Here is a 16,330-nt window from a genome sequence, read left to right on the forward strand (position 1 = left end):
GAAGTTATTGATCCAAGAACGACCGCAACTTCCGCGACCGGCTGGGGTGCTTCAGCTTCCGCAGGGCCTTCGCCTCGATCTGGCGAATACGCTCGCGGGTCACGCTAAACTGTTGGCCCACTTCTTCCAGCGTGTGGTCGGTGTTCATGCCGATGCCAAACCGCATCCGCAACACGCGTTCTTCGCGGGGGGTGAGGCTCGCCAGCACACGGGTTGTGGTCTCTTTGAGGTTCTCCTGGATCGCAGAATCCAGCGGCAGGACCGCGTTCTTGTCCTCGATGAAATCGCCGAGCTGCGAGTCCTCCTCGTCGCCAATCGGCGTCTCAAGCGAAATCGGTTCCTTGGCGATTTTCATCACCTTGCGGACCTTCTCCAGCGGCATTTGCAGCTTTTCGGCCAATTCCTCGGGCGTCGGCTCGCGGCCGATTTCGTGGAGCATCTGGCGACCGGTGCGGACCAGTTTGTTGATCGTCTCGATCATATGGACCGGGATGCGGATCGTGCGGGCCTGGTCGGCAATACTCCGCGTGATCGCCTGGCGGATCCACCACGTCGCGTAGGTGGAGAACTTGTAGCCGCGCCGGTATTCGAACTTATCGACGGCCTTCATCAGGCCGATGTTGCCTTCCTGGATCAGGTCTAGGAATTGCAGGCCCCGGTTGGTGTATTTCTTCGCAATCGAGATGACCAGACGCAGGTTCGCCTCGACCATTTCCTTCTTGGCCTGGCGGGCTTCCTTCTCACCCTTCTGGACCTGGTTCACGATGCGGCGGAATTCGGGGATGTCGAGGCCGACGTATTGGCCGACCTGGGCCATGTCACCGCGCAGCTCTTCGATCTTGCCCGAGGAACGTTCCATGAGCGCGGTCCAACCGCGCCCGGATTTCTGGGTCATCCGCTCCATCCAGGTGGGATCAAGCTCTTGGCCGCGATATTCCTCGATGAACTCACGGCGGTTGATGCGGGCCTGGTCGGCCAGCTTCACCATGGCGCTGTCGATGGACATGATGCGGCGGTTGATGCCGTAAAGCTGGTCCACCAGCGCTTCGATGCGGTTGTTGTGCAGGTGCAGCTCGTTGACCAGTTCGACGATCTCGGAGCGCAGGTGCTGGTATTCGGCTTCCTCGGACTTGGTGAAGCTGTCGTCCTCATTCAGGGTTGCCGAAATCCGGCTGTCCTGCATTTCGGAGAGTTTGATGTAGTCGTTGGCGATCTGGTCGAGCGTGGCGAGGACCTGGGGCTTGAGGGCCATTTCCATGGCCGCGAGCGACATGTTGGCCTGCTCGTCCTCATCATCGTCGTCGTCCTTGGCAATCGGGTTGCCGTCGGCGTCGAGTTCTTCTTCCGGCTCTTCCTTCTTGGCCTCGGGCACGGGGGTGCCGGGCGGGGTGGAGCCCACGCCTGCGGGCACGACGGGGGTGTCGTTGTCGTCGCCCATGGTGCGCCCGAACGTGGTGTCGAGGTCGATGACATCGCGCAGCAGGATGTCTTCTTCCAGAAGTTCGTCGCGCCAGATGGTGATGGCCTGGAACGTCAGCGGGCTTTCGCAGAGGCCCGCGATCATGGTGTTGCGCCCGGCCTCGATCCGCTTGGCGATGGCAATCTCGCCCTCGCGGCTCAGCAGTTCGACGCTGCCCATTTCACGCAGGTACATGCGGACGGGGTCATCGGTGCGGTCGAGTTTCTCGGTCTCCGTGGCTGCGACCGCGACCTCGCGGGAGCCTTCGGTGGTGACGAGATCACCGGCGGGCTTTTCTTCACCCTCCTCTGCCTCATCGTCTTCGATGATGTTGATGCCCATCTCCGACAGCATCGACATGACGTCTTCGATCTGCTCAGACGAGACCTGCTCTGGCGGCAGGACGGTGTTGAGTTGGTCGTAGGTGATGTAGCCGCGAACCCGCGCCTCCGCGATCATCTTCTTGACGGCGGCTTGGCTCATGTCGAGGCCCATTTCGGGCTCGTCGCCGTCCTGCTTGCGATCGTCGGTGTCTTTGGCCATGTGCGTCACCCCCTTCGGGCTGGTCCGATCCGCATGCCGTGCCCGCACGCGAATCATTTCGTCTGAAAGCATACCTTAGTGCGAATCACTGATTCGGATAGGCCTACGTGCCTTTTTTCTTGCCCTGTCCGGCGGTCGAGAGCAACTGGTGGAACGCGGAGCGTGCCTGGGTCGTTTCGCCGAATTGTTCAGCGTTATCCTCGCCTTTTGGCCTTGCGGCGGCGTGTTTGCTGCGCAGGGCCTCGTTCATGCGGTAGGCCAGCGCGGGGTCTCCTTCATCGGGGACGTCGGCCATGTCGTGGCGGGCCTCGACCAGCTCTTCCTCGATGGCGCGCGCGGCGGCCAGCTTGGTGAATTCTTCCTCCAGGCATTCCTCGGCGCGCAGGGGGTCTCCTGCGCCCAGAAGGAACGGCGTGATCGCGAGATGGGAAAGCCCCAGCAGGCTTTCAAGGGCAGGGGCGAGGGGGGAGGCATTTATTTCGTCCAGAAGCGCGCCCGCGTCACGGGTCGAGGTGCGCAGTAGGTGGGCGCAGAGGCGGGCGTGGTCCGGGTCGCGGGGGGGGAGGCGGTCAAGCTGCGGCTCGAACACGTCGATGAGGTCGGGGAAGCGGATGCACGTGGCCACGATCAAGCCGGTGCGCAGGCTTTCACCGTTCAACGCGCCGACCTTGGCGCGCGTTTCGGCCAAAGGGGCCTGGGCTTCGGCGAAGCCGCGCCCCTTCCACTGGCCCTTCGGTTGCCATTTGCCCCGCCCGCCGGACGCTTGCCAGGCCGGGCGAAAGAGCGCGCGGCGCAACTCGGCCACGGCGTCCCCGTAGTGGCGGCGCAGGCCGGGGTCGGTGATCCGCTGCAGGGTCGCGCGCAGACGGCCATCGAGGGCCGCACGGCGTTCGGGGCTGTCGAACACCTGCCCCTCCGTCTCGCGCCGCCAGAGGAGCGTTACCATCGGCTCGGCCTTGTCCAGAAGCGCCTGCATCGCCCCAGCGCCCTGAGCGCGGATCAGGTCATCGGGGTCCTGGCCCTCGGGCAGCACGACGAAGCGCAGGCTTTTGCCGCCCTCAATCAACGGCAGGGCCAGATCGACCAAGCGCATCGCGGCGCGCAGGCCGGCCTTGTCGCCATCCAAAGCGATGATCGGCTCGTCGGTGATGCGCCACATCAGGCGCAGCTGATCTTCGGTGATGGCGGTGCCAAGCGGGGCCACGGCGGCGGTGAAACCGGCTTTGACCAGCGCGATGACGTCCATGTAGCCCTCGGCCACGATAAGGGGCTGGCCCTTGCCCGCCGCCTCGCGCGCCGGGCCGTGGTTGTAGAGGGCGCGGCCCTTGTCGAACAACGGCGTCTCACGCGAGTTGAGGTACTTGGCGCGCGCATCCGCCGCCATGGCGCGGCCGCCGAAGCCGATACACCGCCCGCGCGCATCGCGGATCGGGAAGATGATGCGATCGCGGAACGCATCATAGGGCGCGCCGCCGTCATCGGGCTTGGTGGAGAGGCCCGCGAGGGTCACATCCTCAGCCGTCATGCCTTTGCCGACCAGCGCCTGGTGGATGCCCTGGCGCGCGTTCGGGGCAAAGCCGATCTCGAACCGATCCAGCGTGGCGGGGTCCATCCCGCGGCCTTCGAGGTAGGCCCGCGCCTCGGACGCGGCCTGGGTCTTGAGTTGCAGGCGGAAGTGCTGGACGGCGGCCTCGGTTACTTTCGCCAATTCCATGTTCTTGTCGGCCTTCTCCTGCGCCCGGGGGTCGCGTTCGGGCATCGGCATTCCGGCCTCGCCCGCCAGGATCTGCACGGCTTCCATGAAGCCGACATTCTCGGTTTCCTGCACGAATTTGAACATGTCGCCTTTGGCCTGACAGCCGAAGCAATAGTAGAAGCCCTTGCGGTCATCGACGTGGAAAGAGGCGCTTTTTTCCTGGTGGAAGGGGCAGGGCGCCCACATGTCGCCCTTGCCCTGGTTGGACTTGCGCGTGTCCCACATGACTTTGCGGCCCACCACCTGCGCGATGGAGGTGCGATTGCGCAGCTCGTCAAGGAATCCGGGGGGCAAGGACATGGACGCAATATCGGTGCGCGGGGGGGCGAAGTCTAGGCCCGGATCACCCTGAATGGTTAACCCTATCGCAGGAATAGAGAATTAGTTTTGCCTCGTCAGGTGACGGCGTAGCGGGCCGCGACCCCGTCCATGGCGCGGGTCAGCTCGTGGGTGGCGGTGGCGGCCATGGAGCGGAAGACCATGATCTCAAACCGGTCCTTGGCGGGGTGCATCAGGACGCAATTCATGTGCCCCAGAAGCGTCCGCGCGCAGTGGCCCGTCTTGAAAGCCTGCGCGCGCAGATCAATTGGGACGAGCCGGGCGAGCACGTCGCGGGCGGTCGCGCCTTCCAGCGCGCAGCAGGCCCAGGCGCTGGTCTGGTCCGAGAATGCGGCGTCCTTGATGGGCTTGAGGGCGGGGCCAAGGACCATGGCCTGGCCCGGGCCGGTCCAGACGGCGGGGCCGCTGATTTTGCCGGGCTCCGGGAACGGTGCCTTGATCTGCTTTTCCAGCGCCTTGGAGACGGCGGCCATGCGGCCCTTGGCGGGCGCGATCCAGGTGATGGCTTCGGGGGTGAGTTCGGAGAGCGTCACCGTGCCCGAGGTGACGGGCAGCAGGCCGTCGAAAGCGGTCTTGGGGGTCAGACTAGCCACGGGCGCGCCCTCCATCCGGGTCAAAGAAGACGGGGTCGCAGATCTCCACCTCGGCGGTGAGGCCGCGCAGGTGATCGACGATTTTCATATGGTGGCCGATGCGGTTGGGGCCGTTCTTGAGGAACCCAAGCCCGATGAAATGCCCCAGCGTTGGAGAGAAGCCGACGGAGGTGACGTAGCCTTGGTCGTTCTCGCGGGTGGCGTCGTCTTCGGTGTTGAAGAAATGCGCCCCGGCGGTGAGTTCCTTGACCGCACCGATGGGTTTGAGGCCCACCAGACGCTCGCGGTCTTCCTCCAGAAGGCCCGTGCGGGAAGCAGCGGCCTTGCCGATGAAGTCCTTCTTTTTGCTGAGCATTCCCTGCATCCCGACATCGAAGGCGGTGACGCGGCCATGGATTTCGGAGTGGGTGATGAAGCCCTTCTCGATCCGCAGCACGTTGAGCGCCTCCAGCCCGTAAGCACCGCCACCAAGCGCCTCGGCACGGGCCACGAGGTCGCGGTAGAGGGCATCGCCGTAGGCCGAGGGCACGGCGATTTCATAGGCGTGCTCGCCCGAGAAGGAGATGCGGAAAAGGCGCGCTGGGGTGCCGTGGGCGGTGACGGCGCCGCATTGCATGAAGGGGAAGCTGTCGTTGTCGATGGGCTGATCGAGCACGCCGTTGATGAGCGTGCGGGAGTGGGGGCCCGCGACGGAGAACTGTGCCCATTGCTCCGTCACCGAGGTGAAGGCGACGTCAAGCTCGGGTTTGAGGACCTGGGCGGCGAATTCCATATGCGCCATGACCTGGCCCGCGGCGGCGGTTGTCGTGGTCATGACGTAGTGGTTTTCCGCCAGGCACGCGGTGGTGCCGTCGTCCATGACATGGCCATCCTCACGCAGCATCAGGCCATAGCGCGCGCGGCCTGGCTTCAGCAGGGCGAAGTTATTCGTGTATAAGAAGTCGAGGAAGGCGGCAGCGTCCTTTCCGAAGATCTCGATCTTGCCGAGGGTCGAGACGTCGACCACGCCGACGGTATTGCGGACCATGGTGACTTCGCGGTCGCAGGACTGACGCCAATGGGTTTCATCTGGCGCGGGGAAGTAGGAGGGGCGGTACCAGAGGCCCACGGCGATCATCGGCGCATTGCGCGCGCGGGCGGCCTTGTCGGACGTGGTGAAGCGTTCCGGCGCGAAGCCGTTACGCTCGGCGCCGGCGGCCAAGGTGCCAAGGGCTACGGGCGTGAAGGGCGGGCGGTAGGTGGTGGTGCCGGTCTCGGGGATGGCGCGGCCGGTGGTGTCGGCGAGAATGGCCAAAGCGTTGATGTTGGAGGATTTCCCCTGGTCGGGCGCCATGCCCTGGGTGGTGTAGCGCTTCATATGCTCGACCGATTTGAAGCCCTCGGCGGCGGATTGCTTGACGTCCTTGGTGGTGACGTCGTTGGCGAAATCGAGCCAGGCGCGGCCTTTTGCCGGGACGCTCCAGAGCGGCGTGGTGGCGCCTGCGGTGTCGTCGGACTGCGGCAGATCGGGCTTGCGGACGCGTTTCCCGAGCGCGCGCAGGGCCCCCTCCGCGGCCTGAAGGCCTTCTCGCAGGCACCCTGATGTATCCAGCGTGCCGTTGCAGGCACCGGCGGGGTGCAGGCCCGCGATGGCGCCGGGTTTGGGGACGAAGGCGTGGAGGTCGGCGTTCCAGACCGGCCGCGCGCCGAGGTGGCAGGTGAGGTGCAGCGCGGGATTCCAGCCGCCGGAAAGGCCGAGGGTATCGGCCGTGAGTTTAAACGTGTTGGAGCCTGCGCGGACGGTGACCTCCCGCAGGGCCTGGCGGCCCTTGGAGCCGACGACCTGGGCACCGCGGTGGAGGCGGTAGTCGCCGATGGCTTGCGCATCTTCGCGGCTGTCGATGACGGCGGCGACTTCGACGCCTGCGTCCTGCAGCTCCAGCGCGGTTTTGTGGGCGTCGTCGTTCGTGGCGAAGATCGCCACTTTCTCACCGGGCGTGACGCCGTAGCGGTTGATATAGGTGCGGATGGCGGAGGCCATCATGATGCCGGGGCGGTCGTTGTCGGGGAAGGCGATGGGGCGCTCCAGCGCGCCTGCGGCGAGCACCGCCTGGCCCGCGCGGATGCGCCAGAAGCATTCTTGCGGCAGGTTCGAGGCGGGGGGGAGATGGCTGCCGACGCGTTCCACCGCGCCGAAGGTGAGGCCGTCGTAGACGCCAGTCGCCGTCGTGCGGGTCATGATCCGCACGCTGCCTGTCTCGCGCAGTTTTTCGACCATCTCGGTCACCCAGATGTCGGCGGGCAGACCGTCGATGATGTCCCCGTCCGACAGCAAGCGCCCGCCCAGATCAGCGGTTTCCTCCAGCAGGATCACGTCGGCGCCCGACATCGCGGCGGTAAGCGCGGCCATAAGGCCGGTGGGGCCGCCGCCGATGACGAGGATGTCGCAGAAGGCGAAGGCGCGCTCGGCTTCGTGGGGATTGGCGGCGCGCGTCATACGGCCGAGGCCCGCGGCGCGGCGGATGGCGGGCTCGTAGACCTTTTCCCAGAAGGCGCGGGGCCACATGAAGGTCTTGTAGTAGAACCCGGCGCTGAGGAAGTTGGGGAAGAGGTCATTGACGCTGAGCAGATCGTAGGCCAGCGGGCCCATGTGGTTCTGCGACGACGTCTCTAGGCCCGGGAAGACCTCTTGCACCGTGGCGCGGACGTTGGGGAGCATGGCGTCGCCCTCGCCCACCTGGATCAGGGCGTTGGGCTCTTCCGAGCCTGCGGTGAAGACGCCGCGCGGGCGGTGGTATTTGAATGAGCGGCCCATCAACTTGACGCCGTTTGCCATGAGGGCCGAGGCGACGGTGTCGCCCTTGAAGCCGGTGTAGGGCTGGCCGTTGAAATGGAACCTGCTCAAGCTTGAGCGGTCCACTAAGCCTTTGTTATCTAATCTCATTTCGAAAACTCACTCGCCAGCCGTGCGCCAAACACCTCGTGCGTGGTGGTATCGCGGTCCACCACCAGCCAGGCGCCACAGCCGCCGCCGTGATACCACAGCTCTTCCGTGCGGCCTGCGGGGTTCTCGCGGTTGTGGATGAAGTCGTCCCACTCGTCTGACCAGACTTCACCCTCGGGTCGGATGGCGCCCTGGGCATGGCCCCGGACGGTGAATTCGCGCAGATCACGGTTGCCGCACAGGGGGCAGGGGATGTGCATAGTGGTGCCTCCTTAATGCAGGTTGTGCTGGCTGCCGGTCGCCTCTTCATCCATCAGGCCGCGGCCTGTGGCGAAGCGGTCGAGCCGGTGCTTGGTGGCGGCGGGGTGCGGGCGGTCGGTGGCCATGAGATGGGCGAAGCAATTGCCCGAGGCAGGCACGGCCTTGAAGCCGCCGTAACACCAGCCGCCGTTGAAATAGAGGCCGTCGATATGGGTCTTGTCGAGGATCGGAGAGCCGTCGGCGCTCATGTCCATGATCCCGCCCCAGGAGCGCAGCATCTTGGCCTTGCCGATCATCGGCATCAGGGTCAGCCCGGCCTCCACCACATGCTCGGCCATGGGCAGGTTGCCGCGCGCGGCATAAGAGGCGTAGAAATCCAGATCGCCGCCAAAGACCAGCCCGCCCTTGTCGGACTGGCTGATGTAGAAGTGGCCCATGCCGTAGGTGATGACATTGTCGATGACGGGCTTGAGACCTTCGGTCACGAAAGCCTGCAACACATGGGACTCGATGGGCAGGCGCATCCCGGCCATGGCGGCGACTTGGCTAGAGCGGCCTGCCACGACCATGCCGACTTTCTTGGCGCGGATCGCCCCGCGCGTGGTCTGAATGCCGCGCACGGCGCCGTTTTCGATATCGATGCCGGTCACTTCGCAGTTCTGGATCAGGTCGACGCCGCGCTGGTCCGCGCCGCGCGCGAAACCCCAGGCGACGGCGTCGTGCCGCGCGGTGCCGCCGCGTGGATGGTAGAGGCCGCCGAAGATCGGGAAGCGGGTTTGGTCGAAATCAAGGAACGGCGCATGTTTGCGCACGCCGTCACGGTCCAGCAGGATCGCATCGTCGCCCTGGTTGATCATTGCATTGCCGCGCCGCGCGTAGGCGTCGCGCTGGCCGTCGGAGTGGAAGAGGTTGATGATGCCGCGCTGGGAATGCATGGCGTTGTAGTTGAGGTCTTGCTCCAACCCTTCCCATAGTTTCAGGGAGTGGCTGTAAAATTCCGAGTTGCCGGGCAGGCCGTAGTTGGCGCGCACAATCGTGGTGTTGCGGCCCACGTTGCCGCCGCCCAGATAGCCCTTTTCGACCACCGCGATGTTGGTCAGCCCGTGTTCCTTGGCGAGGTAATAGGCGGTGGCAAGGCCGTGCCCGCCGCCGCCGATGATGATGATGTCATATTCCGGCTTCGGGTCGGGATCACGCCAGGCCGGTTTCCAGCCCTTGTTGCCCGTCAGGCCCTGCCAAAGCACCTGAAGCCCAGAATAACGCATGATCTCTCCGTTCGTGCGGGGGTGTTCAGGGCGAGGTTATGCGCAGGGCGGGGGAGAAGGAAGGTCTGGCGGCGACATGGGAAGGGGTGCGGGCGACGATGACGCAGGGGGGGCCGCAGGGGGGCTGTCAGCGGGGGTCGGCTTTGCTGGAGGACAATCGGATATGGCTTTGGGTCTCAGCCACTTCGGGCAGGGCGCGGATGCGGTCGAGAACGCTGTCGAGGCTGGAGAGCGAGGGGGTGCGGACCTCGGCCACGAGGTCGAAGTTGCCGCTGAGGGTGTGGATGTCGAGGATCGCTGAAATGCGGCGCAGGGACTGGATGGTGGCTTTGCCATCGTCGGCCTTCAGGCGGATCAGGGTAAAGGCGCTGACTTGCACGTCTTTCTCGCCCGCCGAGAGTTCAACGGTGAAGCGCGTGATCACGCCCTGGTGCTGCAGGCGATCAATGCGGTTCTGAACGGTGCCGCGCGAGACGCCGAGGCTTTGGGCAAGGGCCGTCGCCGGGGTGCGGGCGTCTTTGGTGAGAAGCTGCAGAAGCTGGTGGTCGAGGTCATCCATGCCGGGCGGTATGGCTGCGCCTTGGCGGAAAGTCAAAATCTTGGCGATATGCGTGCGTTTTTGCCGTTTTGATTGGCGGTGCGGTGGCGTCTGATCGGGCCAGGCAACCCGCGAAGGATAAGCGATATGAAGAAGATAGGGGTATTGGGCTTGGGCAAGGTCGGCACGTTGGCGGCAGAATTGCTGCACCTGTCGGGCTTTGAGGTCACCGGCATCGATGTGCGGGCGCGGGGCGATCTGCCGTTCCCGGTAAATACGCTGGATCTGTCCGACACCGGCGGCATCGACGCGCTGTGCGCGGGTCAGGACGCGATCCTGTCGTGTCTGCCGTTTCCTCTGAACACACCCTTGGCCGAGGCCGCCCACCGCGCCGGCATCCATTACTTCGATCTGACCGAGGATGTGCCGACGACCAACCGCATCATCGAGCTGAGCAAGACGTCCAACGGGCTGATGGCGCCGCAATGCGGGCTTGCGCCGGGGTTCATCGGGATCGTCGGCGCCTCGCTGATCGCGCAGATGGAGGCGTGTCGGTCGTGCAAGATGCGCGTGGGGGCCTTGCCGCAGAACCCGACAGGGCTGATGGGCTATTCGTTCAACTGGTCGCCGGAGGGTGTGGTGAACGAATACCTCAACGATTGCGAAGTGATCGAGGACGGGGCGCGAAAGCTGGTCTCATCCATGGAATGGATGGAGGATATCTACATCGATGGCATGAAGCTGGAGGCCTTCACCACCTCGGGCGGGTTGGGGACGATGTGCGAGACCTATCACGGGCGGGTCGCGAACATCGATTACAAGACCATGCGTTACCCGGGGCACGCGAAGCTGATGAACTTCTTCTTCCACGAGTTGCTGATGCGCGATCGCCGTGCGGAGGCGGGGGAAATCCTCGTCAACGCCAAGCCGCCGGTGGAAGACGATATCGTCTACGTCCATGCCGCGGCCGAGGGCATGATTGCGGGACAGTTGCAGCGGCGCGAGTTTGTGCGGGGGTATCGGCCCGTCGACGTGGCGGGCAAGCGGCGCACGGCGATTTCGTGGACAACGGCGGGGTCCGTTGTCGCGATCATCGAAATGGTGCGCGACGGGGCGCTGCCGAAAAAGGGGTTCCTGAAGCAGGAAGAGATCGACCTGGAGGCCTTCCTGGCGACGGCGACGGGCGGCCTTTACGCGGCAGAATAGGGCAGGGCGGACCGCCCGTGCCGGGCAGGCAGGGCGCAGCGCCGGACAATCGCCGCTTAACTCGTGGACGGCGGCGTCATCTCTTCGTCGTAGGGGACCTGGCCCGCGTAGCGGGGGCGGGTGAGGGTGAAGTTGTCGAAGGTCAGGTCGTTGAGACCCACGTTGAAGGCGGGGTCGTAATCGACGAAGGATTCCACTAGCACCACACGCTCGCCACTGGCCATGTCGGGCAGGCGATCTGCCAGGCCGGTGAGGCTGGCGGTGAACAGCTCGGCCCTTGTGCCCGTCGCGTGGCTCCAGTCGACGACATAATCGCCGTCGGTGTTGCGCAGGATTTGGGTCACGCGCATCTCGACACCGTTGGTGTCGCGGATCATCGCGTCCAGCATCCGGGCCATGCCCTCGATATCATAGCCGTAGACCGTGGAGGTCTGGCGAGAGATCAGGTCCGCAATCGTGAAGGTCGCTTTGATCGACGTGTTGTAGACGCGGTAGGCATCGAAGAACGCAAAAGTGCCGACCCAGGCCCAGGTGAGGATGGGGAAGATGATCACCGTCTCGAAGGACACGGCGGCGGAGGTGTCGCGCAGGAAGTTTTGGAACAGGCGTTTCATGGCGTTCGTCCCTCAATCCGGTTCGTTCACGAAGATCGTGGAGGCCATCATGTGCATGTCCCCATCATCGTCGCGGGTCAGGTTCAGGCCAAAGCCCGAGAATGGTAGGATCCGCTCCACCACAAGGCAGGTCCGGATCAGCAGGAAGTCGTTGTCGGCGCCGACCTCAAATTCATTGTCCGGCGCGATCACGATGCCATTGCCGCGCCCGGCGCAGACCTGATCGTTGGACGGCATGTCGTAGACGGTGCGGTCGATGATCTGCAGGTCGATGGTCAGCAGCGTCTCACAATTGGGCAAGAGGTTGGTGTTGGAGCACATCGTGTCCCGCACCGTACTGGCGTCGGTGATCACGCCCTGGGCCAGGCGCAGCACCCGCGTGGACATGTCCAGCGAGCGTTCCAGCATGATCTGACGGGTCAGGATCAAGGCCGTTTCGAACGCGGCGATATAGACGATCATCAGAAGCGGGAAGACGATGACGAATTCCAGCGTCGCCGTCGCGGCTTCGTCCTTCCAAAACGCTCGGATCCTGTGGCGGAGATGAAACGTCATTGGATCAAACGCAATTGGTTGATGGTCCGCGCGATGGAGGCGAAGGCCTGGGAAATCTCGATCCCGTCGACGTCGTAGTAATGGGCATCGGAAGAGGCGCAGTAGCGCATCACGTCCTGGCCCCGCTGGGGCGCTTCGAACCCGATGGCGAAGACGATGATGCCTGCGGCATTGGCGGCGTCACAGATCGCCATCAGATTGGTGTCGGCCTGACTTTGCCCCAGGGTGCCATCGGGGCGCGCGCCATCGGCGTCCCAGCCGATGTAGTTGTGGCTGGGGTTGTCCGCGATGTCGTCGTGCCAGCCCCAATCGTCGGGATCGTTGGCGCGGGCGGCTTCCTCGATCCATTCCTCCACAAAGTTCTCGGCGGTGATCGTGCCCCACATGTCGACCCAGGAGATCAGGGTTCCCGTCAAGGCGGCGCCGTTGTTGGTGCGGGTGGGATCGAAGGCGTTGACGCGCAGCGTGTCCCATTCATCGATGACAGAGCCGTCGGGATCGGCCATGCCGTAGGCCGCCCATCCGCCATAGGGCGCGTTGGACCAATAGCCATTGGACGAGCGCGGGTCCCCGGTGGGGATCCAGAACTGGCCGTTTGTGCCGCGATCTTCCCACCAGATCGAGAAGCGGTCATCGTCAAACCGCCAGCGGTCGCTGGAAATATAGCCGTTGGACAAGACGCCATTGGATCCGGCATGGCGGAACACCGGGGTATAGCCCATGCGGTAGCCACGGTAGCGGCCCTCGTCGTCGTAGACGTCGCGCAGGTCCAACTGCTCGGTGTTGTCACCGTCGGTCATCAGGACGACGACCTTGATCGTCTCATCATCGATTGTCGTCGCGGGGTCGCCATCGCGATAAGGCGCGGGGCGGTCGTCGAATTCCGCGTGCACGTTGCCGGAGGCGACAAGCCCGTCCAGGGCGGGAGCGGCGGCGGGGTCCAGAAGGCCCACACCCCAGTTCATGCCAACATCGATGGCGGTCCAGCCGCCGGTTCCGAGGCTGTTGATATGGGTGTGCAGCACCGATTCCCGATATTCCCAAGGAACAATCGCGCCGTATTGGTCTGTCTGACAATGGGCGCTTTGAAACAGCTCGTCATCGCCTTCATTGTCTTCATCCCAGTGCGCGATCCGGCGCAGGGGCGTGCTGGGGTTGATGGCGGTGGTGGTGAAATCAGCCTCGCTGAAGCGGGCGCAATTCGATTCGTCGTGCAGGTCGTCGAAGGTGAAGACGCTTTCGATCAGGTCGCCGCCGTTGACGCGCCCGTTGTAGGGCACGATGGAGACGGACACGAGAAGCTCGTTATCGACGTTGTTGTTGGCGTTCAGAACCTCGGTCACGAATTCCCGCGCGGCGGGGCGCATGTTCGTCATCCGGTTGTTGTCGCCCATGGAGCCCGAAATATCGAGGACCATCGAAACCTCGATCCGGCGCACCCGTTCCTCGGCGGCGCCAATCGCCGGAGAGGTCATGACACGCACGCCGAACATCTGCATGAAGAGTGAGCGCACTTCGAGTTCGGCATAGGCATGGACGCGACGGAAGTTGAGGCCTTCCTCCACCCGCACATCCAGGCGGTAGTCTTCGATGCCCGCAATCGAGAAGTAGTCGCGCACGACGCCTTCGGGGTCATAGGGCTGGGTCAGCGAGGCCGCCGCCAGAACGGCGCGGTCCAAGGTATACTGCAGCTGCGTGCGCTGGGTTTCATAGCGCATCACGTCAATGGCGATGCCCGACGCGCCGACCATCAACACAAACAGCATCACGGCGAAGGCCGTAACCGTCCCGTCCTCGCGCTTCATGAAGCGGCGCGGTGCCAGGCGTGCGGCCATGGCACACGTCATGGCGTTGGCGGAACTCTGCATCTTGTGGAAGAGGCCAAACATGCCTTCTCTCCTACTGATAAACCCAATCGACCAGGGACCTGTCGCGGCGACAGACCCATGGCTCCGAGCCTTGTTGTGATCGCCAAGCAAGGCAGAAATGCGGCGCGGGCGTGGAGGAAACACGATCTTTACAGAGCTGTGGGCCCATGGCGTGGCCGATGTTTATGCACGCCAAGGTTGCACGATGCCCCGCGCTGTGGCCTTGTGAGGTTGGGCGCGCGCGGCCCCGCGGCGCCTGGGCCTGCTTGTTTAGTTGCGAACAAGGGGCAAACGCGAAGGGAGACGCGCCATGACGACCAACCGGGCAGAGCCCAGTTTCCGAGAATCTGTAGATTTGATGTTCAACCGGGCTGCCGCCCTTTTGGACCTGCCGCCCGGGTTGGAAGAAAAGATCCGCGTCTGTAACTCGACCTACACGGTGCGGTTCGGCGTCAAGTTGCGCGGCGAAGTGCGCACGTTCACCGGCTACCGCTCGGTCCATTCCGAACATACGGAGCCGGTGAAGGGCGGGATCCGCTACTCGCTTGGTGTGAACCAGGATGAGGTGGAGGCGCTGGCCGCCCTGATGACCTACAAATGCGCGCTGGTGGAGGCGCCTTTTGGCGGCTCTAAGGGGGGGCTGTGCATTGACCCGCGCGAATACGACCAGGATGAGATCGAGAAGATCACCCGCCGCTTCGCCTATGAGTTGATCAAGCGCGATCTCATTGATCCGGCGCAAAACGTGCCCGCCCCCGACATGGGCACCGGAGAGCGTGAGATGGCCATCATGGCCGATCAATATGCGCGCATGAACACGACAGACATCAACGCGCGCGCCTGCGTGACCGGCAAACCGCCCCATGCCGGCGGCATCCAGGGCCGGGTGGAGGCCACGGGCAGGGGCGTGCAATACGCCCTGCAAGAGTTCTTCCGCCACCCCGAGGACATCGCGAAAGCAGGCATGAGCGGGTCACTCGACGGCAAACGCGTCATCGTGCAGGGCCTGGGCAACGTGGGCTACCATGCGGCGAAGTTCCTGAGCGAAGAGGACGGCAGCATCGTCACCCATGTGATCGAACGCGACGGCGTGATCCACGACGCGAGCGGGATCAACATCGACAACCTGCGCGACTGGATCGCCCACCACGGCGGCGTGAAAGGCTACCCCAACGCGCAATACCTGGAGGACGGAACCGCGGCGCTGGAGGAGGAATGCGATATCCTTATCCCCGCCGCCCTGGAAGGGGTGATCAACCTTGGCAACGCCGCGCGGGTCAAAGCGCCGCTGATCATCGAGGCCGCCAACGGGCCGATCACGGCGGGTGCCAACGATATCCTGATGGAAAAGGGCACGGTGATCATCCCCGACCTCTACGCCAACGCTGGCGGTGTGACGGTGTCGTATTTCGAGTGGGTGAAGAACCTGAGCCACATCCGCTTCGGTCGCATGCAGCGCCGCCAAGAGGAATCGCGTCACCAGTTGATCGTGGACGAGTTGGAGCGGATCTCGAAAGACAGCTCGATCAACTGGACCCTGTCACCGGGGTTCAAGACCAAATACCTGCGCGGCGCCGGAGAGCTGGAGCTTGTCCGCTCGGGCCTCGATGACACGATGCGCGAGGCCTATGCGGCGATGCGCAAGGTCTGGCACGAGCGCGACGACGTGCATGACCTGCGCACGGCGGGGTTCCTGGTGTCGATCAACCGGGTCGCGTCGAGCTATCAGGCAAAGGGGATCTAGGGGGCTCTGCCCCCTCCTGCGTCTTTTTCCGAGGAAAAAGACGCAGACTCCCCCGGAGTTTTCCTGGCAAGATGAAAGGGAGCCGCTGCGAGGAGGGCCGGTGCCGCAGGCGCCGGGCCGAGGAGGGGCGTGCTTAGACGTCTTCGCCGCGCTCGAGCATCATCACGATCATCATGTCGGCCACGTTCTTGCCGTCCTGGCGCGCCGTGACACCGCCGATGGCCAGGGTCCGGCCCCAGCGCCACCAGACGCCGGGCGCGTAAACGCCCGGACCCTCGGGCGCTTTCAAGCGCACCAGGAAGCCGCCCGCGGGTTTGAACGCAAAGGCGCCGCGATCCACGCGCGCTACGTTGTCCATGCGGCACAGCACGCGGCCGTCGACTTCTCGCAGCTCTGACCGGGTCAGCTCAATCTCGCGCGCCGAAGCGTGCCACATGCCGTAGGCCAGCCAGAAGCATCCCGCGCCAAAGAAGACCAGCATCAGCATGTAGGCAAAGCTCTCGGGCGGGCGGAGCGCAGCGACCGTCCAGACGATCACGGCCAGGGCAACGATCATCCCCACCGCCACCACCCGGCGCGCCGGGCGCGGGTGAATGCTGGCCAAATGCTCATTGGGGTCGATCTTCTTCTTCCGCGCCATTGCACACCTTTCGTGCCGCCGTGCAG

Annotated in this window: 13 protein-coding genes; 2 read left to right on the forward strand and 11 right to left on the reverse strand. The window is 64.3% G+C overall.

Annotated features, from left to right (window positions below; all coding sequences use genetic code 11):
* Positions 1-4 precede the first annotated feature (4 nt).
* From rpoD to AC6I9R_RS06125, 7 genes are all read right to left on the reverse strand, one after another.
* Entirely contained in the window at positions 5-2,002 is a 1,998-nt protein-coding gene (rpoD, locus tag AC6I9R_RS06095) for an RNA polymerase sigma factor RpoD (RefSeq protein WP_461427939.1), read from the reverse strand.
* Positions 2,003-2,105: 103 nt separating this feature from the next.
* Positions 2,106-4,058, reverse strand: a complete 1,953-nt coding sequence (gene dnaG / locus AC6I9R_RS06100; protein WP_461427940.1) for a DNA primase — start codon at positions 4,056-4,058, stop codon at positions 2,106-2,108.
* A gap of 95 nt (positions 4,059-4,153) precedes the next feature.
* A complete protein-coding gene (locus tag AC6I9R_RS06105; RefSeq protein ID WP_461427941.1) occupies positions 4,154-4,690 on the reverse strand; it encodes a sarcosine oxidase subunit gamma in 537 nt (178 codons plus the stop codon).
* Positions 4,683-7,613, reverse strand: a complete 2,931-nt coding sequence (locus AC6I9R_RS06110) for a sarcosine oxidase subunit alpha family protein (RefSeq protein WP_461427942.1) — start codon at positions 7,611-7,613, stop codon at positions 4,683-4,685. Before AC6I9R_RS06110 ends, AC6I9R_RS06105 begins: the two co-directional genes overlap by 8 nt.
* The gene (locus tag AC6I9R_RS06115; RefSeq protein ID WP_461427943.1) at positions 7,610-7,873 is read right to left on the reverse strand and encodes a sarcosine oxidase subunit delta; all 264 of its coding nucleotides are present in this window, start codon (positions 7,871-7,873) and stop codon (positions 7,610-7,612) included. Before AC6I9R_RS06115 ends, AC6I9R_RS06110 begins: the two co-directional genes overlap by 4 nt.
* A 12-nt stretch (positions 7,874-7,885) precedes the next feature.
* Positions 7,886-9,139, reverse strand: coding sequence for a sarcosine oxidase subunit beta family protein (locus AC6I9R_RS06120; protein ID WP_461427944.1), 1,254 nt, complete (start codon positions 9,137-9,139; stop codon positions 7,886-7,888).
* 127 nt (positions 9,140-9,266) lie between these two features.
* Positions 9,267-9,698, reverse strand: coding sequence for an Lrp/AsnC family transcriptional regulator (locus AC6I9R_RS06125; RefSeq protein WP_461427945.1), 432 nt, complete (start codon positions 9,696-9,698; stop codon positions 9,267-9,269).
* Positions 9,699-9,824: 126 nt separating this feature from the next.
* On the opposite strand from AC6I9R_RS06125, the gene AC6I9R_RS06130 reads away from it, so the two are divergent.
* Entirely contained in the window at positions 9,825-10,883 is a 1,059-nt protein-coding gene (locus AC6I9R_RS06130; protein WP_461427946.1) for a saccharopine dehydrogenase family protein, read from the forward strand.
* A gap of 56 nt (positions 10,884-10,939) precedes the next feature.
* Here the strand turns inward: AC6I9R_RS06130 and AC6I9R_RS06135 are convergent, their stop codons facing one another.
* The 3 genes from AC6I9R_RS06135 to AC6I9R_RS06145 are packed head-to-tail and all read right to left on the reverse strand — an operon-like array spanning position 10,940 to position 13,941.
* On the reverse strand, positions 10,940-11,497 hold the full coding sequence (locus AC6I9R_RS06135; protein ID WP_461427947.1) for a TadE/TadG family type IV pilus assembly protein: 558 nt from the start codon (positions 11,495-11,497) through the stop codon (positions 10,940-10,942).
* Between the two features lie 12 nt (positions 11,498-11,509).
* Complete coding sequence (locus AC6I9R_RS06140) at positions 11,510-12,052, reverse strand: TadE/TadG family type IV pilus assembly protein (protein WP_461427948.1); 543 nt, start codon at positions 12,050-12,052, stop codon at positions 11,510-11,512.
* Entirely contained in the window at positions 12,049-13,941 is a 1,893-nt protein-coding gene (locus tag AC6I9R_RS06145) for a pilus assembly protein TadG-related protein (RefSeq protein WP_461427949.1), read from the reverse strand. Before AC6I9R_RS06145 ends, AC6I9R_RS06140 begins: the two co-directional genes overlap by 4 nt.
* Before the next feature lie 289 nt (positions 13,942-14,230).
* Here AC6I9R_RS06145 and AC6I9R_RS06150 point away from each other — a divergent pair, with 289 nt between their 5' ends.
* The gene (locus tag AC6I9R_RS06150; protein ID WP_461427950.1) at positions 14,231-15,664 is read left to right on the forward strand and encodes a Glu/Leu/Phe/Val family dehydrogenase; all 1,434 of its coding nucleotides are present in this window, start codon (positions 14,231-14,233) and stop codon (positions 15,662-15,664) included.
* 133 nt (positions 15,665-15,797) lie between these two features.
* On the opposite strand, the gene AC6I9R_RS06155 is transcribed toward AC6I9R_RS06150, so the two are convergent.
* The gene (locus AC6I9R_RS06155; RefSeq protein WP_461427951.1) at positions 15,798-16,304 is read right to left on the reverse strand and encodes a hypothetical protein; all 507 of its coding nucleotides are present in this window, start codon (positions 16,302-16,304) and stop codon (positions 15,798-15,800) included.
* Positions 16,305-16,330: the final 26 nt, after the last annotated feature.

This window comes from Gymnodinialimonas sp. (assembly GCF_059726805.1).